Source organism: Erwinia sp. BNK-24-b (assembly GCF_047456155.1).
In the GTDB taxonomy this organism is placed as follows: Bacteria; Pseudomonadota; Gammaproteobacteria; order Enterobacterales; family Enterobacteriaceae; genus Erwinia; species Erwinia phyllosphaerae.
Genome location: NZ_CP179901.1, coordinates 4745644 through 4768247, shown reverse-complemented (window position 1 = coordinate 4768247; position 22604 = coordinate 4745644). Strand labels below are relative to the sequence as shown.

The following is a 22604-nucleotide window of genomic DNA, read 5'->3' as shown; positions in this document are numbered from 1 at the left end:
GACTATTCGCAATTAGATACTTTTATTCAGCGGGATAGCGCAAGAAGTAAAGTCGAAATAAGAGGGAAAAGCAAAAAGCCGATCGAGCGATCGGCTTTCAGATAGCGGGCAACTTAACGTGTAAATTCACGATAAGCTCTGGATGAAGCGCTTCAGACTGCTATAAATGCCGCTTTTTGCCTCGTAGCAAAAAGCTCGGGCCAACCGTGCCAGCGCTTTTTCAATAAACGTTGCCACGGCAGGTCAAACCTTTCGTACCCTGAGGTACTTTTTTGGGCTCTGCTGACGTGGCAAACAGAATACCTTAGCGCTGCATAGCCTGGTCGTAAGTCCCGCCATCCGCAAAGTGCGTTTTTTGTGCTTTAGTCCAGCCGCCGAATTTAGGATCGTCGATGGTAAACAATTTCACTGGCGCAAAAGTTTTCGCATATTTCTTCGCTACTGCCGGATCGCGTGGGCGATAGTAGTTTTGCGCGGCAATCTCCTGGCCTTCCGGCGAGTAGAGATACTTCAGATAATCTTCGGCCACTTTGCGCGTATCGCGAGAATCCACGACTTTATCCACTACTGAAACAGTAGGTTCCGCAAGGATTGATTCGCTCGGCGTAACGATTTCAAACTGATCTTTTCCCAGCTTATTAACGGCCAGGTAAGCCTCATTTTCCCAGGCAATCAGTACATCGCCAATACCGCGCTCTACGAAGGTATTGGTTGCACCGCGTGCGCCGGAGTCCTGTACCTCTACGTTTTTAAATAACGCTTTGATATAGGCCTGCGCTTTTGCCGTGTCGCCATTATTTTTATCCAGCGCCCAGCCCCATGCTGCCAGGTAATTCCAGCGCGCGCCGCCCGAGGTTTTCGGATTTGGCGTAATCACGGAAACGCCCGGCTTCGTCAGATCCTGCCAGTCGTGAATTTGCTTTGGATTGCCTTTGCGCACGAGGAAAACGATGGTGGAGGTGTAAGGCGCAGAGTTATCAGGCAGGCGCTTGATCCAGTTTTTATCGATACGTCCACGATCGGCAATAGCATCCACGTCGGAAGCCAACGCCAGCGTGACGACATCGGCACGAATACCGTTAATTACAGAGGTAGCCTGTTTGCCGGAACCACCGTGCGACTGGCGAATGACCACGTTGTCGCCGGTTTCCTGCTTATAGTGCGCGCTGAATGCTTTGTTGTACTGTTCGTACAGTTCACGAGTTGGATCGTACGAGACGTTCAACAGCTGGATATCTTTCGCCAGAACACTGGTCGAAGCCAGCAATAAGGTCAATCCGACACTCCACTTTTTCATTATGCGCGCTCCCAAAGTTTTTAACTGGCTGAGAGCGTGACACAAAGTGATTCACGACTTAAAGAATTAAAAAACAGGTTTAATAACCGAATGGAATATCAGAAGGGAGGCGCTGTTAATCAGCGCCTCGGGATGTGGGATTCTTTCTAGTACAGTCTTTTAGCCGTATCCAGCCAGTCACCTTTAAACGGACGCTTCATGTTTTCAATGGCGTCAATAATGTCATGGTGAACCATCTTCTCGTTCTGGATACCTACGCAGCGGCCGCCGTAGCCTTGCAGCAGCAGCTCAATTGAGTAGGCTCCCATACGCGAGGCAAGGATACGATCGTAAGCGACCGGCGCGCCGCCACGCTGAATATGTCCCAGCACCGTCGAGCGCGTTTCGCGTTTGGTTTCGGATTCGATATATTTTGCCAGCTCGTCGATATCGCAGATATGTTCGGTAATGGCCACAATCGCATGCTTCTTGCCTTTTGCGATCCCTGCTTTAATCTCTTCTACCAGCTCTTCGCGAGTAAAAGGGATCTCCGGCAGTACGATAAACTCACAGCCACCAGCAATGGCCGCAGCCAGCGTCAGATCGCCGCAGTAACGGCCCATAACCTCAACGATAGAAATACGCTGATGTGAGGAAGAGGTGTCGCGTAAACGGTCAATCGCTTCGACAACCGTTTCCAGCGCGGTGAAATAACCAATAGTGTAATCCGTACCGGCTACGTCGTTATCAATGGTGCCCGGCAGGCCGATGCAGGGAAAGCCCATTTCCGTCAGGCGTTTGGCACCCATATAGGAGCCGTCACCGCCAATGACCACCAGCGCATCAATACCGCGCTTTTTCATGTTCTCAATGGCTACGGCGCGCGTAGACTCTTCGCGGAATTCAGGAAAACGCGCTGAGCCCAGAAAGGTGCCGCCGCGGTTAATCATGTCGGAAACGCTATAGCGATCCAGCGTCGCCATGCGATCTTCATACAATCCCAGGTAACCATCGTAAATGCCAAAAACTTCAAGATTTTCGCTCAGCGCCGCACGAACGACACCCCGAATAGCTGCATTCATGCCAGGCGCGTCACCGCCGCTTGTCAGTACACCGATTTTTTTGATCATGACAACCTCTGAACTTGTTGATGCAAATTTTAAAGTCTGAACGCCGTGGGGAGCGGCGTACGCGAGCGATCTATGGCTAATGTTGGCAATAGTATATCAAAGCCCTGTAGCTGAATTGATTCAGGTCAGAGATCATTCTGCTATTTTTTCGACGCAAAATAACTCTTCAGGGCGATTTCCAGTTAACTCTTTTAAATATAAGGCGATCATAACCCATCCAGCGGCTTTTCCGGCACGACTGAACAGGGATCCTGGTGGATAGTAATATCAGAACCAGGAAAAGCTTTCAGTAACGCCCTTTCCACATCTTCCGCAATCCGATGGGCCTGGAACAGCGTGAGCTGGTCTTTTAACTCAAGATGCAGCTGAATAAAGCGTGTCGGCCCGGACTGGCGGGTACGAATATCGTGCACGCCTTCAACGCCTGGCCAGTTTGTTACTATTTTTACGATTCCCTGTTTTTCCGCTTCCGGCAATGCCCTGTCCAGCAGCAGCTGTACCGCTTCGTAGCCCATGCGTAATGCGCTGTAGAGTATCCAGACGCCGATGCCTAAGGCAAACAGTGCATCCGCACGTTTAAACCCGTACCAGCTCAGTCCTAACGCGACCAGAATGGCGCCGTTCATCACAACGTCGGACTGATAGTGCAGCATATCGGCGCGAATCGCCAGGCTATGCGTTTTCCGCACCACCCAGCGCTGAAAAGCGACCAGAAGCAGCGTTGAAAAAAGTGCGATCAGCGTCACTACAATCCCAACCAGCGGCGCTCGCATTTCAGCAGGTGTGGTCAGATGTTGCAAACCGGTCAGAAAAAGAAAAAGTGCGGAACCTGAAATAAACATGCTTTGCGCCAGGGCGGCCAGGGATTCGGCTTTGCCATGCCCGAAAGTATGTTCGTCATCAGCGGGTTGCAGGGAATAACGTACGACAAAGAGATTGGTCATAGAAGCGGCGATATCCACCAGTGAATCCACCAGTGCCGCCAGCAGGCTCACCGAGCCGGTATACCACCAGGCAAATATTTTCACTATCAGTAGCAGTGAAGCCAGAATTGTTGCCGCCAGCGCGGCGGAGCTAACCAGACGGGCATAATGCTGTGCCATACCAAACTCCGTTCAGGGCAGAGCGTTAAGTATACCGAATTTCTGATAAAAAAAGCCCCCTCATCATGAGGGGGAAGACAGGGATGGTGTCTATGGCAAGGAAAAAAGGGATATTCTGTTACTGGTGACTGCCGGTGTTGCTTACTGCCTGCAGCGACGAAGCCTGCTGCGTTTCAGTCAGCCTGCGCATTTCATTCATGCGCTGCTGGTATTTCTGGTTCAGGACTGTCTGCTGGGCCGGCGTTAGCAGGTGATACATCTGGTTGCGCACCTGCGCCATTTCGACCTGTCTTACCACTTCAGCCTGAGCAATTTTATCAACCCGCGTTTTATAGCCCGCTGCATCGAATTTATCTGCAATAATCATGGTGTGCAGCTGCTCTAAATCGCTAATACTTATGGGCGAACCTTCATGACGAGTCTGCTGCATCAGATCCCGCATCTGCTGGCGTTGCTGTTCCGTAAGATTGATGCCGTCAAACATCTGACCTTGCAGAATTTGCGCCATACTGCCTGGCACCGTCCCGCTTTGATGCATCTCGTCAGTCGTCACATCGGCGGCTCTGGCGGTAGAAAAGCTTAAGATCAGTGCCGGAACCACAACGACGGCGGTAACTTTGCGCATCGTTTACTCCCAGGTTGGTTTCCATCTTTTGATTCAACAGAAACCAGTCTACGGAGGCAGCTGCAAACATGCGTCAGGGGGTGTAAAACTACGTAAAGTCATGGATTACGGGCATTCGTTCACGGTATTTTGCCTGTGGAGGGCGATAAAAAATGAATAAAATCCTGTTGGTTGACGACGATCGCGAACTGACTTCGCTATTGAAAGAATTGCTTGAAATGGAAGGCTTTGATGTTCTGGTTGCTGGCGACGGTGAACAGGCGCTGGCCGTGTTGGACAGCTCTGTCGATCTTTTGCTTCTGGACGTTATGATGCCGAAAAAGAACGGTATCGACACGTTAAAAGAGCTGCGTCAGCAGCATCAGACGCCGGTGATTATGCTGACAGCGCGCGGAAGCGAGCTGGATCGCGTACTGGGGCTTGAGCTGGGCGCTGACGATTATCTGCCTAAGCCTTTTAATGACCGTGAGCTGGTGGCTCGCATACGCGCTATTTTGCGCCGTTCTAACTGGAGCGAGCAGCAACAGCAGCACGACAGCAGCTCTCCTACCCTGGAAGTGGACCATTTGCGTCTTAATCCGGGCCGTCAGGAAGCCAGCTTTGACGATATCGCGCTGGATTTAACGGGGACTGAATTTACGCTGCTCTACCTGCTGGCGCAGCATCTGGGCCAGGTTGTTTCTCGCGAGCATTTGAGCCAGGAAGTTCTGGGCAAACGCTTAACGCCGTTCGACCGCGCTATCGATATGCATATTTCCAACCTGCGCCGTAAATTGCCGGATCGCAAGGATGGGCATCCCTGGTTTAAAACGCTGCGTGGCCGGGGCTATCTGATGGTTTCCGCTACATGATTTCCAGTTTGACTACCCGCATCTTCGCTATTTTTTGGCTTACGCTGGCGCTGGTGTTGATGCTGGTGCTGATGGTTCCCAAACTTGATACCCGTCAGATGACGCCGCTGCTCGATAATGAGCAGCGGCAGGGCACCATGATTGAACAGCACGTGGAAGCGGAACTGATGCAGGATCCGCCCAACGATTTAATGTGGTGGCGCAGGCTGTTCCGCGCCATCGATAAGTGGGCGCCGCCGGGACAACGCCTGCTGCTGGTTACCAGCGAAGGACGCGTTATCGGCGCGCAACACAGCGAAATGCAGGTCATTCGCAACTTTATTGGCCAGTCGGACAACGCCGATCACCCGCAGAAAAAGAAGTATGGCCGGATCGAAATGATTGGGCCCTTTTCCGTGCGTGACGGTGAAGACAGCTACCAGCTCTATCTGATCAGACCTGCCGGCAGCTCGCAGCTCGACTTTATCAATCTGCTGTTCGATCGTCCGCTACTGCTGCTGATAGTGACGATGTTGATTAGCTCGCCGCTGCTGCTGTGGCTGGCGTGGAGCCTGGCGAAACCGGCGCGCAAACTCAAGCATGCTGCCGATGATGTCGCGGCTGGCAATCTTCGACAGCGACCGGAGCTGGAAGCGGGGCCGCAAGAATTCCTTGCCGCAGGCTCAAGCTTCAATCAGATGGTCAGCGCGCTGGAGCGGATGATGACCGCGCAGCAGCGCCTGCTGTCCGATATCTCACATGAACTCCGTACGCCGCTAACGCGCTTACAGCTGGCTACCGCGCTAATGCGGCGGCGGCATGGTGAAGGCAAGGAACTTCAGCGTATCGAGATGGAAGCGCAAAGGCTGGACGGCATGATCAACGATCTGCTGGTGCTTTCGCGCACCCAGCATAAAAACGCGCTGGTCAGCGAGGCGATGAAGGCAAATCATTTGTGGTCTGGCGTACTGGATGATGCCCGGTTTGAAGCAGAACAAATGGGGAAAACGCTGGAAGTCCCTTATCCACCGGGTCCGTGGCCGCTTTACGGCAACCCGAGCGCGCTGGATAGCGCCCTGGAAAATATTGTTCGTAACGCGCTACGCTACTCACATACTAAAATCATGGTGAGCTTTTCCGTAGATAAACAGGGCATTACTATCCATGTGGATGATGATGGCCCGGGCGTTAGCGCTGAAGATCGTGAGCAAATTTTCCGGCCATTTTACCGAACCGATGAAGCGCGCGATCGTGAATCCGGTGGTACCGGTCTGGGGCTGGCTATTGTAGAAACGGCCATTCAGCAGCATCGCGGCTGGGTAAAGGCGGATGATAGTCCGTTAGGTGGCCTGCGGCTGACGCTCTGGCTACCGCTTTATACCAGCAATAACTAGTTCGCCAGGGGCAGACGGAAAGCCGTTTATCTGCCCACTGCTCCGCATGTCGGCAACATACCTGATCCATTGCGAATAATTTGCTATGCTGCGGCCCTTCTGACCGAGGGCCGCAGCCGATGCTGAATATCGTACTTTTTGAACCTGAAATTCCCCCAAACACCGGCAATATCATTCGCCTGTGCGCCAATACCGGCTTCCGCCTGCATTTGATTGAACCACTGGGCTTTACGTGGGACGACAAGCGTTTACGCCGCGCCGGGCTGGATTACCATGAATTTACTGCTATTCAGCGTCACGCCGACTATGCCGCTTTCCTGAGCGTAGAAGCGCCGCAGCGTCTTTTCGCCTTAACAACGAAAGGGACGCCAGCACATAGCGCGGTAAGTTATCAGCCTGGCGATTATTTGCTGTTTGGACCTGAAACCCGTGGATTACCGGCAACGATTCTGGATGCGCTACCGCCGCAGCAGAAAATTCGCATCCCTATGCAGCCGGACAGCCGCAGCATGAACCTGTCAAATGCCGTTTCCGTGGTGGTTTATGAAGCGTGGCGCCAGCTCGACTATGCGGGCGCACTGCTTAAGAAGTGACAGGCGTGATGCTGGCCTGCGAGACAGTCAGATACCGTCGCCAAACTCAAAGCCCGGCACCATACCGTTAAAATGCTGATCCATTTCCATTGAGGGTTTATCGCTGCTGGGTTTACCAACGATGCGCGCCGGCACGCCCGCAGCGGTAGTGTGCGGCGGGACGGGCTGCAGCACCACGGAACCCGCGCCAATTTTCGCGCCGCGCCCTACTTCGATATTGCCCAGGACCTTTGCGCCCGCGCCGATCATTACGCCTTCACGAATTTTAGGATGGCGATCGCCGCTGGTTTTCCCCGTACCGCCCAGCGTTACCGACTGCAAAATAGAGACGTCATCTTCAATAACCGCCGTTTCGCCCACCACGATGCCCGTAGCATGGTCAAGCATAATGCCGCGGCCAATTGTCGCTGCCGGATGAATATCGACGGCAAAAGAGACAGAGACCTCGTTTTGCAGATAAACGGCCAGCGCGCGGCGGCCTTCCTTCCATAGCCAGTGCCCGATACGGTAAGCCTGTAAGGCGTGAAAACCTTTCAGGTAGAGCAGCGGCGTGGAATATTTATCAATGGCCGGATCGCGCTGGCGCACGGCCTGGATATCACAGGCGGCGGACTGGATCATGCTCGCATCCTGCTTGTAGGCTTCCTGAACAATTTCGCGGATGGCGATGGCAGGCATAATGGGATTCGCCAGCTTGTTGGCCAGCATATAGCTCAGCGCGCTGCCCAGATCGTCATGCTTCAATAGCGTGGCATGATAAAAACTGGCCAGCATCGGTTCGCACTCCGCCAGCGCACGCGCTTCCTCTTTGATATAATCCCAGACCAGTTCAGGATCTACACACGGCATTACTTTACTCCCCATCACATAAAAGAATGCTACAGCGCGGTGCTTCCCTGTCTCAGCTGGTGCTGTTTTCGTCTTTCCTTGCGCGCCCGAGCAGGCTTAATGCTGCCTCCCGCGCGTTTTTTTGGCAATACAATACCTGATAAATTTGCTCGGTTATCGGCATCTCTACGCCGCAGCGCGCGGCCAGCGCCCTGACTTCTTTGGTATTTCGGAATCCTTCCACTACCTGACCAATGGTCTTTTGCGCGGTTTCTACATCGACGCCCTGCCCCAGCATCATGCCAAAGCGACGGTTGCGCGACTGGTTATCGGTACAGGTCAGCACCAGATCGCCCAAGCCTGCCATTCCCATAAAGGTAGTGGGGTCGGCTCCCAGCGCCACGCCCAGACGCGTCATTTCCGTCAGTCCACGGGTGATGAGCGCCGTTCTGGCATTCGCGCCAAAACCAATCCCGTCTGAAATACCGGCACCGATAGCAATAACGTTTTTTACCGCGCCGCCAAGCTGCACGCCGATAAAGTCGGAGTTGCTATAAACGCGGAAGCTTTTGCCGCAGTGCAGCAGTTGCTGAATATCATCGGCAAATTCGGCATTCGTTGCAGCCAGGGCAATCGCCGTCGGCATGCCCGCCGCCAGCTCTTTAGCAAACGTCGGTCCGGAAATAGTCGCCAGTGGCAATTTGTCGCCCAGAATCTCGCGAGCCACGTCCTGCAACAGCCTTCCCGTTTCTTTTTCCAGGCCTTTTGTTGCCCAGACAATCCGGGAATCCGCACGCAGATGCGGTTTAATCTGCTGTAAAACGTCGCCGAATACGTGGCTGGGAACCACGACCAGCAGATCGCGGCTGGCGGCAATGGCCTTAGCCAGCGAGCTTTCAAGGCTCAGTGAATCAGGAAAGGGGACATCGGGCAGGAAAGCCGCATTGCAGCGGTCAGCCTGGAGCTGCGCCAGATGCTGTGGGTTATGGCCCCACATCACCACGTCGTGACCGTTTCGGGCCAGCGTGATAGCTAAAGCGGTGCCGTACGAGCCGGCACCGATAACGCTCATTGAAGCAGGCATCAGGCATCCTGTTGCGGTGCGGCGCCTTCGCTTGACTGCTGGAGGTAGTTCATAAACAGCGCGTCAAAGTTTACTGGCGCCAGGTTAAGCTGCGGGAAAGTACCACGGGAAACCAGGCTGGTAATGCATTCGCGTGCATAAGGGAACAGAATGTTCGGGCAGTATGCGCCCAGGCAATGCGCCATCTGGTTACCGTCGATACCGGCCACGGAGAAGATACCCGCCTGCTGCACTTCACACAGGAACGCGGTTTCTTCACCAACGGTCGCGGTCACGGTTACGCGCAGGACGACTTCATACACATCGTCTGCCAGCTGAGAGGATGCCGTATCCAGATCCAGCTTCACTTCTGGTTCCCACTCTTTCTGGAAAACCTGGGGTGCGTTTGGCGCTTCAAAAGAGACATCTTTCGTGTAGATACGCTGGATCTGGAAAGACATCTCGGTATTGTTTTGTTCTGACATGTTACGTAATCCTATGGGTTAATAATCCGTTATTGCGCCACTTGCCCGTTTTATTTTAACAGCGGGTCGAGGCCCTGGCGGCCATCAAGGGCGTAAAGGTCGTCACAGCCGCCAACGTGCTGTGCATCAATAAAAATTTGCGGAACGGTGGTACGGCCGCTGCGTTTGATCATTTCTTCGCGCTTCTCAGCATCGCCGTCGATAGCGATTTCCTGATAGTTCACCCCTTTTTGACTCAGCAGCGCTTTCGCCCGATGGCAAAAAGGACAGGTTGCTTTGGTGTAGATCTCAACGTTCGCCATACCTTACCTCCAGAAATTATTTGCCGCGCACCAGCGGAAGGTTTTCACCGCTCCAGCCTGATACACCATCTTTTAAAATGAAAACCTGTTCAAAGCCGGCTGCGGTTAGCTGGGCAGCAGGTTCTGCGGCAGAAACGCCGTTAGCACACACCACGATAACCGGCTGCGCCTTATATTTTTCCAGTTCGCTAAAGCTCCCTTTTTTGATATCGGCAGCCAGCACGTTAATCGCGTTAGAAATATGGCCTTTACGGAAGTCATCGCGCCCACGCACGTCGACCACTACGGCTTCTTCTTTATTGATCAAACGGGTCGCCTCGCCGCGGCTAATCGTTTTTACTTTGGAGAACATGCCTTTAACGGTGGTCACGATCACTAAAACCAGCAGGACGACCCATGCCAGACTGAGAATGGTATGGTTGCCTGCGAACTGCATAATATCTTGCATGAGGGGTAACAACTCCCGAAAGGGTTAATAAGCGAAAACAAGGCTTCTGAGTATACCTGCCAGGCGTTTCATGTACAGCCGTGATGCGGTCAGAGTTGCGTTTTCTGCGGCAGATTTCCCAAAAAAATTGCGTCAGGACAAAATAGTCTGCTCGGGCCAGGATTGCGTTAATCTCAAGCGCTGTTTTCTTATACAGGCCACCAGCAGTATTTTGTTTTCTCTTAGGACTTTTCTTTGTCTTCTCTCCTCTTTTTGACACTGATAGAAACGCAAAAGCCGCTATGGACGCTGGTAAGCCGCTGTTCATCGTGGAATAATCCTCCTCCTATGAGGGAAAAAGCGACAGTTTCATATTTCCGAACCCCCGCTAACGGATTAGCCCCGGCCACTCCGTCACGATTGGGCATGTTCACCCTGTCTGCCAGCCTGTTTTGCGCTGGTCTTTTACTGCTGCCTGCGGTAAGCCACGCGGACGATAACAAGTCTGCGCTGTCCAGCCTGCAACAGGATATTGCGGCCAAGGAAAAAAGCGTTCAGCAGCAGAAGCAGCAGCGCGGTAAGCTGCTCGACCAGCTGCAGAGCCAGGAAAAAATCATTGCTCAGGCCAGCCGTCAGCTGCGGGAAACCCAGCAGGCCCTCACCTCGTTAAACGGTGAGATTGCGGCGCTTACCGCCTCCATCAGCAAGCTACAAATCCAGCAGGCGAAGCAGGAAAAAATCCTTGCTGAACAGCTCGATGCCGCCTTCCGCCAGGGTCAGCACAACGGCCTGCAGCTTATTCTCAGCAGCGAAGAGAGCCAGCGCAGCGAGCGTATTCTGGCCTATTTTGGCTATCTTAATACCGCCCGTCAGCACTCTATAGACGAGCTGAAAAAGACCCGCAGCGACCTCACCTCGCAAAAGGCTTCGCTGGTGGATAAGCAGGCCAGGCAAAAAGCCATGCTTACCCAGCAACAGGCGCAGCAGCAAAAGCTGGAAAGCGCTCGCGTTGCCCGTAAACAAACGCTGACCACGCTGGAATCCTCGCTCGAGAAAGACCAGGCGCAGCTGCAGGAGATGCGTGAGAACGAAAGCCGCCTGCGCGATAAAATCGCCAAAGCAGAGCGGGAAGCGCGTGCCAGAGCAGAAAAAGAAGCCAGAGATGCCGAACGCGTACGTCAACGCGAAGCGCAGGCGAAGAGTAAAGGCACTACCTATAAACCTACCGAAGGCGAACGCTCGCTGATGGCCCGTACCGGCGGTCTTGGACGACCGGCAGGCCAGCTGCTGTGGCCCGTTCACGGTTCAATTGAGCACCGTTTCGGCGAACAGCTGCAGGGCGAGCTGCGCTGGAAAGGGCTGGTGATTAACGCACCGGAAGGTCGCGAAGTAAAAGCCGTCGCCGATGGCCGAGTCCTGATGGCGGACTGGCTACAGGGCTATGGCCTGGTAGTGGTAATCGAACACGGTAAAGGCGATATGAGCCTGTACGGTTATAACCAGAGCGCGCTGGTCAGCGTGGGCGCTCAGGTCAAAGCGGGCCAGCCTGTGGCGCTGGTCGGTACCAGCGGCGGTCGGGGCACACCGTCGCTTTACTTTGAAATCCGCCGCCAGGGACAGGCCGTTAATCCACTTCCGTGGTTGGGAAAATAACTTTTGTCATCTTTTCATAAAATCAGCGCGGCGCTGACGGGCTTGCTGATAGCCTGTTCAGCACACGCGGGCAAGCTCGCTATCGTTATTGACGATTTTGGCTACCGTCCGGCTCAGGAAAACCAGGTGCTACAGATGTCGCCGCAGATCTCCGTTGCGGTATTGCCAGACGCGACCCACGCGCGGGAAATGGCCACAAAAGCGCATCAGGACGGCCATGAAGTGCTGATCCACCTGCCGATGGCGCCGCTGAGTAAACAACCGCTGGAAAAAAATACGCTGCGTCCGGATATGTCCAGCGCAGAGGTTGAACGGATTATTCGGGAAGCCGTGGCAAAAGTGCCCTATGCCGTTGGTTTGAATAACCACATGGGCAGCGCGATGACCTCCAGCCTGCCGGGCATGCAGAAAGTCATGCAGGTCCTGAATCACTATAATTTTTACTTTCTCGACAGTATGACCATTGCCGGTAGCCAGTCGACTCGCGCAGCAGTCGGCACCAGCGTTAAAGTCATCAAGCGGCGCGTTTTCCTGGACGATACGCAAAACGAAGCTGATATCCGCAAACAGTTCCAGCGCGCGGTCCAGCTGGCTCAGCGTGACGGTTCAGCTATCGCTATCGGCCATCCTCACCCTACTACGGTGAAGGTACTGCAACAGATGCTGCCGACGCTGCCCGCCGATATCACTCTGGTCAGACCGAGCCAGCTGTTGAACGAGCCGCAGCACGAAGGCCATCAACCGCTGCCGTCAGTAACCAAACCGACGCCGCCGCGTAATCCGTTTAAAGGCGTAAAAACCTGTCCGGGCAAGCCTGAGTTTGTTCCTGCGAGCCGGGCAATAAACGCCATAACGGAAAGCATTGCCGACAGCGCTGGCGTACGCTATATCCATACCTATTTCTCTGGCCTGAAAATTGAGCTGGGGAAAGACTAATTTCGCCTCTTACAGCGGCGGTCACAAGGATCTGCAGGCAGCATGACGCAGCGTAAAAAAATCCTGTTGCTGGATACCGGCAACGAATGGGGTGGCGGCACCAACAGCATGCTTGAGCTGCTGAAGCGCATCGATCGCAATCGCTTCGCCGTTCACTGCTGTTTCTATCATAACTATCGTCGCGGCAGCGGCGATTCCATTGAGCAGGTGCTGGCAGCGCTGTCGATTCCGATCGTGTTCATTCCCCAGCGCCGCCAGCCTGGCTGGGCAAAAATAGTCAAAGAACTGCTGCGCTCGCTGGTTTTTTTCCATCGCGGCCTGCGGTTAAAGGCGGCCCGGTTTGTCGACAAGCTCTGGCGCATTCAGCCAAACGCCCGCAAAATTCGCCAGCTGCTTGCACAGCAGCAGAGCGACATGCTGTATATGAACAACCAGCCGGGCAGTAATGCAGAAGGCTATCTGGCCGCCAGCGGGCTTGCCGTCAGCGTGGTCCAGCACTGCCGTATCGAACCCGTGCTGGATAAGGAACTGGTGGCAATGGTCAACCAGCGTGCCGATGCCGTCATCGCCGTTTCCAACGGAGTGCGTGATGTTTTGCTGAAGCACGGCGTTAAAGCAGAAAAGTGCTTTACCGTGTTCAACGCTATCGATATCTATCAGCCTTTACCTGAGCGTGCTGCGATGCGCAAAGAACTGCTGAACATTCAGGACGACACCTTCGTTTTTGGCAGCATCGGCTCGCTGATTGCCCGCAAATCTAATCACCATACCTTGCAGGCGCTGGCAACATTCGCCGCTGCTTTTCCGCAGGCGAACTGGCGAATGGTCATTCTGGGCGAAGGCCAGCAGCGAGAGGCGCTGGAACGACAGGCCAGACAGGCAGGTATTGCAGAACGCGTGATTTTTACCGGCTTTCGCAGCAATGCCCTGGAATATCTGGCTACTTTTGATGTCTTTATTCTGGCATCAAAGAGCGAAGGTCTGCCCCGCGTCGTGCTGGAAGCCATGCTGCTAAATACGGCAGTGGTGGGTTCGAAGGTGACCGGAACGGCAGAGCTAATCGAACACAATAAAACCGGTCTGCTGTTTGACTATGGTGATACTCAGGCTCTGGCTGGCCACATGCAAACGCTGTGGCAGGATGCGCAAAAACGTCAGCAGCTGGTGCAGCAGGCAAATCAGCACGTGAAAGAACACTATGCTATCGAGCACTATGTCTCTGGTGTAGAAACTATTTTAGAAAATGCGGCTTATGGAAACTCATCGCATGTTTGAATTTTTAAATCCTCGGTTCCGCCACGTTCGCGCACGCCACAATGTTGCTTACCAGCAGGACGTGCAGGGAAAAATCCCCGTGACCTCCGTGGTCATCCCCTGCACCGGCGCGGATTTTGTAGAAGAAGCTAAGCTGAGCGCGCTGTTCGCTTCCCGTTTTGCGCCAGCGGCGCAAGAGATTGTTATCGTTACCGACCAGCCAGCTGCACAGTTTGGCGAACTACCTGAGAAAACGCGCGTCGTTACGCTGGACGTCCCTTTTCGGGAAGAAAACTACCGTTATAAGCAGATCTACCGCAGCCGGTTGATTAAGCTTCAGGCTCCTTTACAGGCGCGAACGGAAGGGATTTTGATGATCGATTCCGATTTGAATCTGCTTAAGATGCCGGAAATCAACATGCTGGACGGCCACATTTATTCCAGTTTCCGTCAGGGCAAAATGATTGCCAAACTGATGAACGCACCAGAAAAAAATCGGCCCGCCTATTACCGTCACAGCGTTCGCCCGTTTATTGTCGATCACGTTAACGGCGCTTTTCTGGCCGCAACGCGGCAGACCTGGAAACGTATTTGCCCACTGTGGCTGACCCTGTTTCAGGATACCTGGGAACTGATGGACGATTCACAGCCGCCGACCGATCAGCTCCCGCTGGCCGCGCTGTTAGATATGCTGGATCTCAAAACAGTTAATCTGGGCGACTGGATGAACTGGCCGGTCTCTAAAAAAATCGGCGGAACGACGGCGGCGATCCCTAAAGAAGTGGTCGGCGCACACGGCGGTTTTCCGCTGGATGAATGGCAGAAATATCTACAGTCGCCCGACGCGCTGCTGACGTTCAAAGGACAGGATTATACTCGTAAGGTGCGCTATCTGACCGATGCGGAAAAGCTGAAGTAGCCTTCTCGCCGCCGGAATTTACCTTCTCTTACGGAGTCATCCGGCTGTCTGAGGCGGGATGAGATGTTATGATGTCAGGCATTAGCGCGTGAACGTTTCGTTTCACCCACATTCTTTAAAGGTTAAAACTCATGATTATCGTCACTGGCGGCGCGGGATTTATCGGTAGCAACATTATCAAAGCGCTGAATGACAAAGGCCACACCGATATTCTGGTGGTCGACAATCTGAAAGACGGCACCAAATTCGCCAATCTGGCGGATCTGAATATTGCCGATTATATGGATAAAGAAGATTTCCTGATCGCCATCCTGGCCGATGAAGATTTTGGCGAGGTGGAAGCGGTATTCCACGAAGGCGCCTGCTCGTCCACCACCGAGTGGGACGGCAAGTACATGATGGATAATAACTATCAGTACTCTAAAGAGCTGCTGCACTACTGTCTGGAACGTCAAATCCCGTTCCTGTACGCCTCTTCGGCGGCCACTTACGGCGGTCGCAACGAAAACTTTATTGAAGAGCGTCAGTATGAGCAGCCGCTGAACGTCTACGGCTATTCAAAAATGCTGTTCGACCACTATGTGCGCGAGATCCTGCCAGAAGCGCAGTCGCAGATCTGCGGCTTCCGCTATTTCAACGTTTATGGCCCGCGTGAAGGCCATAAAGGCAGCATGGCAAGCGTCGCTTTCCACTTGAATACCCAGCTGAACAACGGCGAAAATCCAAAGCTGTTTGAAGGCAGCGATAACTTTAAGCGCGACTTCATCTATGTGGAAGACGTGGCCGCCGTCAATCTGTGGTTCTGGGAAAACAACGTTTCCGGCATTTTCAACTGCGGCACCGGTCGCGCGGAATCTTTCCAGGAAGTGGCCGACGCCGCGCTGAATTTCCACCAGAAAGGCGAAATTGAATATATTCCTTTCCCGGAAAAGCTGAAAGGACGCTATCAGGCTTATACCCTGGCCGATCAGACGAAGCTGCGCGCGGCGGGTTACGACAAGCCATTTAAAACCGTGGCGGAAGGCGTGGCGGAGTATATGGCCTGGCTGAACCGCAACTAACGGGACATCCGGCAATGAAAATTCTGGTGATCGGGCCTTCCTGGGTCGGCGATATGATGATGTCGCAAAGTCTTTATCGCACGCTGAAACATACCTGGCCTGAAGCCACAATCGACGTCATGGCACCCGCGTGGTGCCGTCCTCTGCTGTCGCGAATGCCTGAAGTCAACGAGGCGCTGGCGATGCCGCTGGGCCACGGCGCGCTGGAAATTGGCGAGCGTCGACGGCTGGGTAAAGCGCTGCGCGGCAAAGGTTACGACCGCGCTTACGTTCTGCCCAACTCCTTTAAATCCGCGCTGGTGCCCTTTTTCGCCGATATCAAAACGCGTATCGGCTGGCGCGGCGAGATGCGCTACGGCTTGCTGAACGACGTTAGAGTACTGGATAAAGCGGCCTTCCCTTTGATGGTTGAACGCTACGTGGCGCTGGCTTACGACAAAGGCCGGATTGCCAAAGCCAGCGACCTGCCGCAGCCGCTGCTGTGGCCAAAACTGATGGTCAGCGAGCAGGAAAAACAGGAAACGGCGGCCGCTTTTGGGCTGACCGCAGAAAGACCCGCCATCGGCTTTTGTCCCGGCGCAGAGTTTGGTCCAGCCAAGCGCTGGCCGCACTATCACTACGCGGAACTGGCGCAGAAGCTGATCGATAAAGGCTACCAGATCGCGCTGTTTGGCTCGGCTAAAGACAAAGAAACCGGCGAGCAGATCCTGCAAAGCCTGCAGGAAAACTCCCGGCAATACTGCCGTAATCTGGCAGGTGAAACCCAGCTGGAACAGGCTGTCTGTCTGCTGGCGCACTGTCGTGCCGTGATCAGCAACGATTCTGGCCTGATGCATATCGCCGCCGCGCTGGACCGCCCTCTGGTAGCGCTTTATGGGCCAAGCAGCCCGGACTTCACGCCACCGCTGTCGCATAAAGCATGCGTAATCAGGCTAATCAGCGGCTATCACAAGGTGCGCAAAGGCGATGCCGAAGAAGGCTATCATCAAAGCCTGATCGATATAAAACCGGAGCGCGTGCTGCAAGAGCTGGCCACGCTGCTGGAAAAAAATCAGGAGAACGCATGCACGTCCTGATTGTAAAAACGTCCTCAATGGGCGACGTTCTGCATACGCTGCCTGCTTTAACCGACGCGATGCAGGCTATTCCCGGCATTCGTTTTGACTGGGTAGTGGAAGAAGGTTTTGCGCAGATTCCTGCCTGGCATCCGGCCGTCGATCGCGTGATCCCCGTGGCTATTCGTCGCTGGCGCAAGCACTGGTTTGGCAGCCAGGTGCGTGAAGAGCGTTTTCTCTTCAAGCGCGAAGTACAGTCGCGTCAGTACGACGTAGTGATTGACGCGCAGGGCCTGATTAAAAGCGCCGCGCTGGTCACTCGTATCGCTAAAGGTGTTAAACATGGCCAGGATAGTCGTAGCGCGCGCGAGCCGTTTGCCAGCTGGTGGTACGACCAACGCCATGAAATCAGCAAGCAGCAGCATGCCGTACAGCGAACTCGCGAGCTGTTTGCCAAAAGCCTGGGCTATCCGCTGCCGGAAACTACCGGTGATTACGCGATTGCCAAACATTTTACCGCTGAACGTTTACCAGACGCAGGCCGCTACCTGGTGTTTTTGCATGCCACTACGCGCGACGAAAAACACTGGCCGGAAGCGCAATGGCGTCAGCTTATTGGCCTGTTAAGCGACAGCGGCCTACAGATTAAGCTTCCCTGGGGAGCCGAGCATGAGCATCAGCGCGCGCAGCGCCTGGCGGCTGGCTTCGATTATGTAGAAGTACTGCCGAAGCTCACGCTGGAACAGGTGGCGCAAACCTTAGCGAATGCGGCGGCCGTGGTATCCGTCGATACGGGCTTAAGCCATCTGACGGCGGCACTGGATCGCCCTAATATTACGCTGTATGGCCCAACCGATCCGGGCCTGATTGGCGGCTACGGCAAGAATCAGTTCGTGCTGCGGCCCGCTCAGGGCAACAGCATGGCGGATATCAGTGCCGAAGACGTGATGGCTCAGCTGATACCTCTGCTTAGCCACGCTGGCGAAAACTCGTGAAAACGCTGCCGTTAAGTATTTTGATTGCCGCGCATAACTGTGGCGATTCGCTGGCCGACACGCTGGAAAGCATTCTCGCCTCGCTCGGCGCAGCGGCTGACCAGGCGGAAATTATCGTAGTTAACGATGCCTCGACGGACGCCACGCAGACCGTTATCGATAGCTACGCAGAACGTTTGCCGCAGCTTCGCAGCAGCCGTACAGAGTATCGTAACGTCGGCAAGGTACGTAATCATGCCGTCCAGCTTGCTCGCGGCGACTATATCCTGATGGTCGACGGCGACGATACGCTACTGCCGGGCGCGCTGGAGCACAGGCTTGAGACGCTGCGGCAGACATCGCCGGATATTTTGCTGAGCAAAATCATTGAGGTGCGGCAGACGCCGTCAACGGTAGAGTGGCAACCTACAGAGCCGGAGACGCTGACGACGCACGGTGCCGTCGAACGTTTTCTGATCCACCGGGATTACCAGGCGCATTTTATCGGCCAGTTTTTCTCGCGCGAGCTGCTGCAACAGCATGCTTTTCCTGATTTTATTTGTTACGAAGATACCTGGCTGTTTCCGCAGCTGCTGATAAAGAGTAAAAAAACGCTTTTTACTTCAGCAGGGTTTTATCTTTACCGCAAACATGCCCAAAGCCTATCATCTGCCATTGATGAGCATAAAATTGCCTGTCTGATTGCGGCAACGCAGCATATGGATGAAGTGCTGCCAGAACGTTATGAGCATTTGATCACCTGTCACTGGCTGGATATCGCTAATCGTTATCACAACGAACTGCGCGGCACGACGCAGGGAAACCAGGTCAAAGCGCGTATTGCACGCGTCGGCATCGGCAAGTTCTTGCTGAACGGCAAAATCAGGCTGAGTTATAAACGAAAGATGCTGGCCGTCCGCAAGCGGGGCCTGTAAAGGCTTCTCCCTGACGGAGACGAGCCTTTCAGCCGCTTTGTCAGCGGCATCAGGCAACATTAATCATCTGTTTCAACAGCATCCCGGACAACGATTTCAGCCAGCCGCTTTAGCCGTAGCATACTCCGCCAGCGTCATCCCCTGCGTGCGGCTTTGCAGCCAGATAAAAAGCTGCTCCAGATCGTCATAAAGCCTGTCGATATCCTCGGCGGTTTTAAAGGTTGGGCTACCATCGGGCATAAACTCGCTGGAGTGCAGCATAAACTCTACGTAATCTGCGCCGCCAGCCAGCGTTTTTTGCGCCACCCCAGTCATCTGCTCAACATTGCCGCCCGTAGGACGCAGCCAGTGCACGGAAGGGCTGCGGCGCTTACCGCGCAGGCGGTCGTATCCCTGTTTAACGGCGTTCATCAAACCGGAATGCTTATACTGGATGCTCATGGGCACTTCGAGCAGCGAAGATTTACCGGGACGAGAAATGTCATTCGCATCCAGGTAATAGGCTGAACGCGGAAAGTGCGTATAGTTGCTGCCGCCTTTACCCTGCGGCGCGCCTGGCGAAAACTGCCAGTTAACGCCGGGCGTTACCGAACAGTCAACCTGATAGCCGTGCTCAATCAGTAGCTGAGCATAATATTCGTCAAAGGCCCAGCGGCCAGCGCGGTGGCTGAGCATTTTGGTGCTAAAGGTTTTTTCCAGCAGTTCCGTCATGAAGCTGACTTTTTTACGCATTTCTTCATGCGGATACTCAATCAGATAGGGCTGGTGCTGCCAGTCGTTATCCGTAAGCTCATACGCTGGCGGGCTGTTCCAGGCATGGAGATGCATGCCTACCTCACCCTGACCACGGGCAATAACATCACGGGCAAAATCGATATAGATCGGATCGATAGCCATCTCGTAGTTCGTCAGCCAGGTAGGTTTAAAAGTATATTTCTCGCACAGTTCCTGAAAACGAGAGAGATAGCCGGCATTTTTGGTCGTAATATGGCCGGAGCGGTTACGCCAGAGATTGTCACCCTCTGTGTCGATGGTGATAAGAAATGCAGGGGTTTTCATGTTGATGCGGTACTCCGTTTTAAACCTGCCGGTATGTTATCAGCGGCCTCAACAGACGCAAAAGTATTTGCAGAAATACGTCGCTAAAAGGTATTCGCTGTAGCGCTATCTTTCTTATTTTTCTAAGATACACAAATAAGGCGGTTCACCTTACAAAATCACAACATTGCCAGGATGAAATCAACGAGCTTCAATAAAGGAATGCTGTAGAACGTTAAAAAAGATGGTTTATCTTCGTATGATGAACGGCAGGGAAGTCGTCCATATCATAGGCTTTCTCTGCTAAGGGTAAAAAATTGTCCAAGCGCGTATTAATGATCATTGACGGTCTGCCCGGTGGGGGCGCAGAGAAAGTTGTGCTAACGCTTTCCAAAGGATTAATAGAGCGCGGTCACCGGGTGTCGCTTTTTTCGCTTCGCAGCGTTTGTGATTATGCCATTCCTGCCGGTCTGGACTATCAAGTCATCAAGGACCGCTGCTCTTTTCCCTGGCGTAAGCTTACCGAGTTAAGCCGCCGTGCAGCAAAGCTGGACCAGGCCATCATGCAGGCAGAAAAAGAAGGCGGCCCTTTTGATCTGGTCGTTTCTCACCTGCATAAAACCGACCGTATCGTCAGCCGCTGCCAACATCTGGCCAAAGACAAAACCTGGTTCTGCCTGCACGGCGTTTTCTCTGCTTCCTATCTGGCGCACCGTCAGGGTTTTTCCCTGTGGCAGAAAAAGTTAAAAACGCGCCGTATTTATCAGAACCGCAACATCATTGGCGTTTCTCAATACGTAGTGAGCGATCTGAAACGCGCTTTTGCCGTTCAGCCGCAGCACGAGCGGATAATTTTTAATCCTTTTGATTTTGATACTGTTCTTGAGGCTTCACTGCAACCTTGTGACATGGCAGGAAAACCTTATTTAATCCATGTTGGCCGCTTTCATCAGACTAAACGACACGATCGACTGCTTAAAGCCTATGCGCAAACGGGGATCGGCGCGCCGCTGGTCTTGATTGGTCAGGGAAATGAGGAAGCGACCGGACGGATAAAGAAGCTGGCCGTCGAGCTGGGCATTCAGGATCGCGTGATTTTTAAAGGTTTCCTCAGCAATCCTTATCCGTGGATCCGTCACGCAAAAATGCTGGTGGTCAGCTCGGACAGCGAAGGATTTGGTAACGTGTTAGTGGAAGCGTTAATCTGCAAAGTGCCGGTGGTCAGCACGCGCTGCCCTGGTGGGCCAATTTCTATTTTGACCGGCGAACTGGCGCGCGGGCTGGCAGATTTGGATGTGGACTCGCTGGCGCATACCATGCAGGATATCTGGTCGAATCCGCCTGACGTTTCACAGCTAAATCTTGATGCCTACAGTATTGAAGCGATCTGCCAGCAATATCTCGCGTTAACGAAGGATTAACCTGGCCCGGCAACATTTATGAACTGGCGGTGTCTGAAAGCCTCAGACATTCATTTCAGCGCTCTCGTCGGCCAGACCGACCAGCGCCTATTTTCACTTAAGGTTTTTAGTATGGTAATGCTCATAACCGGGAACGGATATCAGAGCACGGTAAAAAGCCTGTGGGCAGCAAACCGGGCACGGCTCAGGGAGAATCGAGCGTGAATTACGTGCTGTTGTTTTTGCTTTTGCTGCCGTTCAAGCTGTTAATGAAGCTAAACCATAAAAAGCAGGCCCGTAACCTGGTTATCCAGACGGCAAAAATTGGTGATTTCATTAATATCACTCCGTTACTTACCCATCTTGAACGTAGCGATGCGCTGCTGAGCCGTACCGTTGCGCCGCTGGCGCAGCACGACCAGACGCTGGCAGAAATTTTTTATATCGAAGAACATAAAAACAACACCTTCAGCAAGCTTAAGCTCGCGTTTAAGCTCATGAACCGCTATGAAAACGTTTATCTTCTGCATCCCAACAATACCAATCTGTTCTACGCCGCCTGTTGTAATGCCAGCAACAAACAGTTTCTGTCGATGTACCGCCGCAAATGGTATCAGGGCATTTTTTATCTGACCGCAACCGGCGTGGTCGAACACGACCAGTATTCACTGACGCTGGAAAATTACCTCAAGCTGGCAGACCGCTCGTTAACGAAAGAAAGCTATCCCAAACACGCGACGCTGCCGCTCCTGAAACCTGCTAATACGCCCGAAGAAGTTTTCAGAACGGACAAAATCAAAATCGGCATCAGCATTTCTGCCGGTAACCAGGCAAAAACTATTCCGCCCACCATCTGGAAAGCCCTGTTTGACCGCCTCAGCTCGCTGCCCTGCCTGTTTTATGTTTTTGGCGCACCAAATGAACTTACGCGCCTGCATGAACTCAATAAGGTGACGGGTGAAAGCGATAACATCGTCAATATGATCGGAAAGGTTTCGCTGGAAGGCCTGCCTTACGCCATCAGCCAGATGGATTTTTACGTGGCGTCCGATTCCGGCAATATCTACATTGCCGATTCGCAAAACGTGCCGGTTGTTTTGATTTATGGCCCCTGCTGTGTCGAAGAGCAGCGTCCGCTGGGCGACGTGCTGCTGATTGGGCCTAATCATATCGCGCCTTCCTCGTTCGTTTTTCATGCGCTGTATAAATTCAACCATCCCGTTGAACAGCTTTATGAGCTTGACGACCGTAAGCTCAATGATATTTACGATTTTATTTGCGCGCGCAAGCCGCCATTACAAGAAAAGAAGACCGACTCCTGAG

The 22604-nt window shown here is 53.5% G+C and carries 23 protein-coding genes; 13 read left to right on the top strand and 10 right to left on the bottom strand.

What is annotated here, in order from left to right:
* Positions 1-304: 304 nt before the first annotated feature.
* The 4 genes from ACMGGR_RS21910 to cpxP all read right to left on the bottom strand — a co-directional run bounded on the left by ACMGGR_RS21910 (position 305) and on the right by cpxP (position 4134).
* Entirely contained in the window at positions 305-1297 is a 993-nt protein-coding gene (locus ACMGGR_RS21910; protein ID WP_246761584.1) for a sulfate ABC transporter substrate-binding protein, read from the bottom strand.
* Between the two features lie 146 nt (positions 1298-1443).
* Positions 1444-2406 carry a 6-phosphofructokinase gene (pfkA, locus tag ACMGGR_RS21905; RefSeq protein ID WP_246761585.1) on the bottom strand — a complete coding sequence of 321 codons (963 nt, stop codon included), beginning with the start codon at positions 2404-2406 and terminating at the stop codon, positions 1444-1446.
* Positions 2407-2612: 206 nt separating this feature from the next.
* Positions 2613-3509: a CDF family cation-efflux transporter FieF gene (gene fieF / locus ACMGGR_RS21900; RefSeq protein WP_246761587.1), complete on the bottom strand. Its 897-nt coding sequence runs from the start codon at positions 3507-3509 to the stop codon at positions 2613-2615.
* Positions 3510-3627: 118 nt separating this feature from the next.
* Positions 3628-4134 carry a cell-envelope stress modulator CpxP gene (cpxP, locus tag ACMGGR_RS21895; protein ID WP_246761588.1) on the bottom strand — a complete coding sequence of 169 codons (507 nt, stop codon included), beginning with the start codon at positions 4132-4134 and terminating at the stop codon, positions 3628-3630.
* A 152-nt stretch (positions 4135-4286) separates the two neighbouring features.
* Between cpxP and cpxR the strand changes: the two genes are divergently transcribed.
* From cpxR to trmL, 3 genes are all read left to right on the top strand, one after another.
* Entirely contained in the window at positions 4287-4985 is a 699-nt protein-coding gene (gene cpxR / locus ACMGGR_RS21890; protein WP_246761591.1) for an envelope stress response regulator transcription factor CpxR, read from the top strand.
* On the top strand, positions 4982-6358 hold the full coding sequence (gene cpxA, locus ACMGGR_RS21885) for an envelope stress sensor histidine kinase CpxA (RefSeq protein ID WP_246761592.1): 1377 nt from the start codon (positions 4982-4984) through the stop codon (positions 6356-6358). The genes cpxR and cpxA overlap by 4 nt, the downstream gene beginning before the upstream one ends.
* A gap of 119 nt (positions 6359-6477) precedes the next feature.
* Positions 6478-6951 (top strand): tRNA (uridine(34)/cytosine(34)/5-carboxymethylaminomethyluridine(34)-2'-O)-methyltransferase TrmL, encoded by a 474-nt coding sequence (gene trmL / locus ACMGGR_RS21880; RefSeq protein WP_414147871.1) that lies wholly within the window; start codon positions 6478-6480, stop codon positions 6949-6951.
* A 27-nt stretch (positions 6952-6978) separates the two neighbouring features.
* Here the strand turns inward: trmL and cysE are convergent, their stop codons facing one another.
* From cysE to ACMGGR_RS21855, 5 genes are read right to left on the bottom strand one after another with little or no spacing between them, the layout of a single operon-like run.
* On the bottom strand, positions 6979-7800 hold the full coding sequence (cysE, locus tag ACMGGR_RS21875; RefSeq protein ID WP_246761596.1) for a serine O-acetyltransferase: 822 nt from the start codon (positions 7798-7800) through the stop codon (positions 6979-6981).
* Positions 7801-7852: 52 nt separating this feature from the next.
* On the bottom strand, positions 7853-8863 hold the full coding sequence (gene gpsA / locus ACMGGR_RS21870; protein WP_414147870.1) for an NAD(P)H-dependent glycerol-3-phosphate dehydrogenase: 1011 nt from the start codon (positions 8861-8863) through the stop codon (positions 7853-7855).
* A complete protein-coding gene (gene secB, locus ACMGGR_RS21865) occupies positions 8863-9327 on the bottom strand; it encodes a protein-export chaperone SecB (protein WP_246761600.1) in 465 nt (154 codons plus the stop codon). Before secB ends, gpsA begins: the two co-directional genes overlap by 1 nt.
* A 50-nt stretch (positions 9328-9377) precedes the next feature.
* Positions 9378-9629: a glutaredoxin 3 gene (gene grxC / locus ACMGGR_RS21860; RefSeq protein ID WP_246761601.1), complete on the bottom strand. Its 252-nt coding sequence runs from the start codon at positions 9627-9629 to the stop codon at positions 9378-9380.
* A gap of 16 nt (positions 9630-9645) precedes the next feature.
* Entirely contained in the window at positions 9646-10077 is a 432-nt protein-coding gene (locus ACMGGR_RS21855) for a rhodanese-like domain-containing protein (protein WP_246761602.1), read from the bottom strand.
* 327 nt (positions 10078-10404) lie between these two features.
* Here ACMGGR_RS21855 and envC point away from each other — a divergent pair, with 327 nt between their 5' ends.
* The 8 genes from envC to ACMGGR_RS21815 all read left to right on the top strand — a co-directional run bounded on the left by envC (position 10405) and on the right by ACMGGR_RS21815 (position 18843).
* Entirely contained in the window at positions 10405-11709 is a 1305-nt protein-coding gene (envC, locus tag ACMGGR_RS21850) for a murein hydrolase activator EnvC (RefSeq protein WP_414147869.1), read from the top strand.
* Positions 11710-11712: 3 nt separating this feature from the next.
* Positions 11713-12645 (top strand): divergent polysaccharide deacetylase family protein, encoded by a 933-nt coding sequence (locus ACMGGR_RS21845; protein ID WP_246761605.1) that lies wholly within the window; start codon positions 11713-11715, stop codon positions 12643-12645.
* A gap of 42 nt (positions 12646-12687) precedes the next feature.
* Positions 12688-13920, top strand: coding sequence for a glycosyltransferase (locus ACMGGR_RS21840; protein ID WP_414147868.1), 1233 nt, complete (start codon positions 12688-12690; stop codon positions 13918-13920).
* Positions 13913-14818 (top strand): hypothetical protein, encoded by a 906-nt coding sequence (locus ACMGGR_RS21835; RefSeq protein WP_414147867.1) that lies wholly within the window; start codon positions 13913-13915, stop codon positions 14816-14818. Before ACMGGR_RS21840 ends, ACMGGR_RS21835 begins: the two co-directional genes overlap by 8 nt.
* A gap of 131 nt (positions 14819-14949) precedes the next feature.
* Entirely contained in the window at positions 14950-15879 is a 930-nt protein-coding gene (rfaD, locus tag ACMGGR_RS21830; RefSeq protein WP_246761611.1) for an ADP-glyceromanno-heptose 6-epimerase, read from the top strand.
* A gap of 14 nt (positions 15880-15893) precedes the next feature.
* Entirely contained in the window at positions 15894-16955 is a 1062-nt protein-coding gene (gene rfaF / locus ACMGGR_RS21825) for an ADP-heptose--LPS heptosyltransferase RfaF (protein WP_414147866.1), read from the top strand.
* Positions 16943-17929, top strand: a complete 987-nt coding sequence (rfaC, locus tag ACMGGR_RS21820; protein WP_414147865.1) for a lipopolysaccharide heptosyltransferase RfaC — start codon at positions 16943-16945, stop codon at positions 17927-17929. Before rfaF ends, rfaC begins: the two co-directional genes overlap by 13 nt.
* Entirely contained in the window at positions 17926-18843 is a 918-nt protein-coding gene (locus ACMGGR_RS21815; protein WP_414147864.1) for a glycosyltransferase family 2 protein, read from the top strand. The genes rfaC and ACMGGR_RS21815 overlap by 4 nt, the downstream gene beginning before the upstream one ends.
* A 96-nt stretch (positions 18844-18939) precedes the next feature.
* Here the strand turns inward: ACMGGR_RS21815 and ACMGGR_RS21810 are convergent, their stop codons facing one another.
* On the bottom strand, positions 18940-19902 hold the full coding sequence (locus ACMGGR_RS21810) for a deacetylase (protein ID WP_414147863.1): 963 nt from the start codon (positions 19900-19902) through the stop codon (positions 18940-18942).
* Between the two features lie 296 nt (positions 19903-20198).
* On the opposite strand from ACMGGR_RS21810, the gene ACMGGR_RS21805 reads away from it, so the two are divergent.
* Positions 20199-21302 (top strand): glycosyltransferase, encoded by a 1104-nt coding sequence (locus ACMGGR_RS21805; RefSeq protein ID WP_414147862.1) that lies wholly within the window; start codon positions 20199-20201, stop codon positions 21300-21302.
* 200 nt (positions 21303-21502) lie between these two features.
* A complete protein-coding gene (locus ACMGGR_RS21800; protein WP_246761717.1) occupies positions 21503-22603 on the top strand; it encodes a glycosyltransferase family 9 protein in 1101 nt (366 codons plus the stop codon).
* Position 22604: the final 1 nt, after the last annotated feature.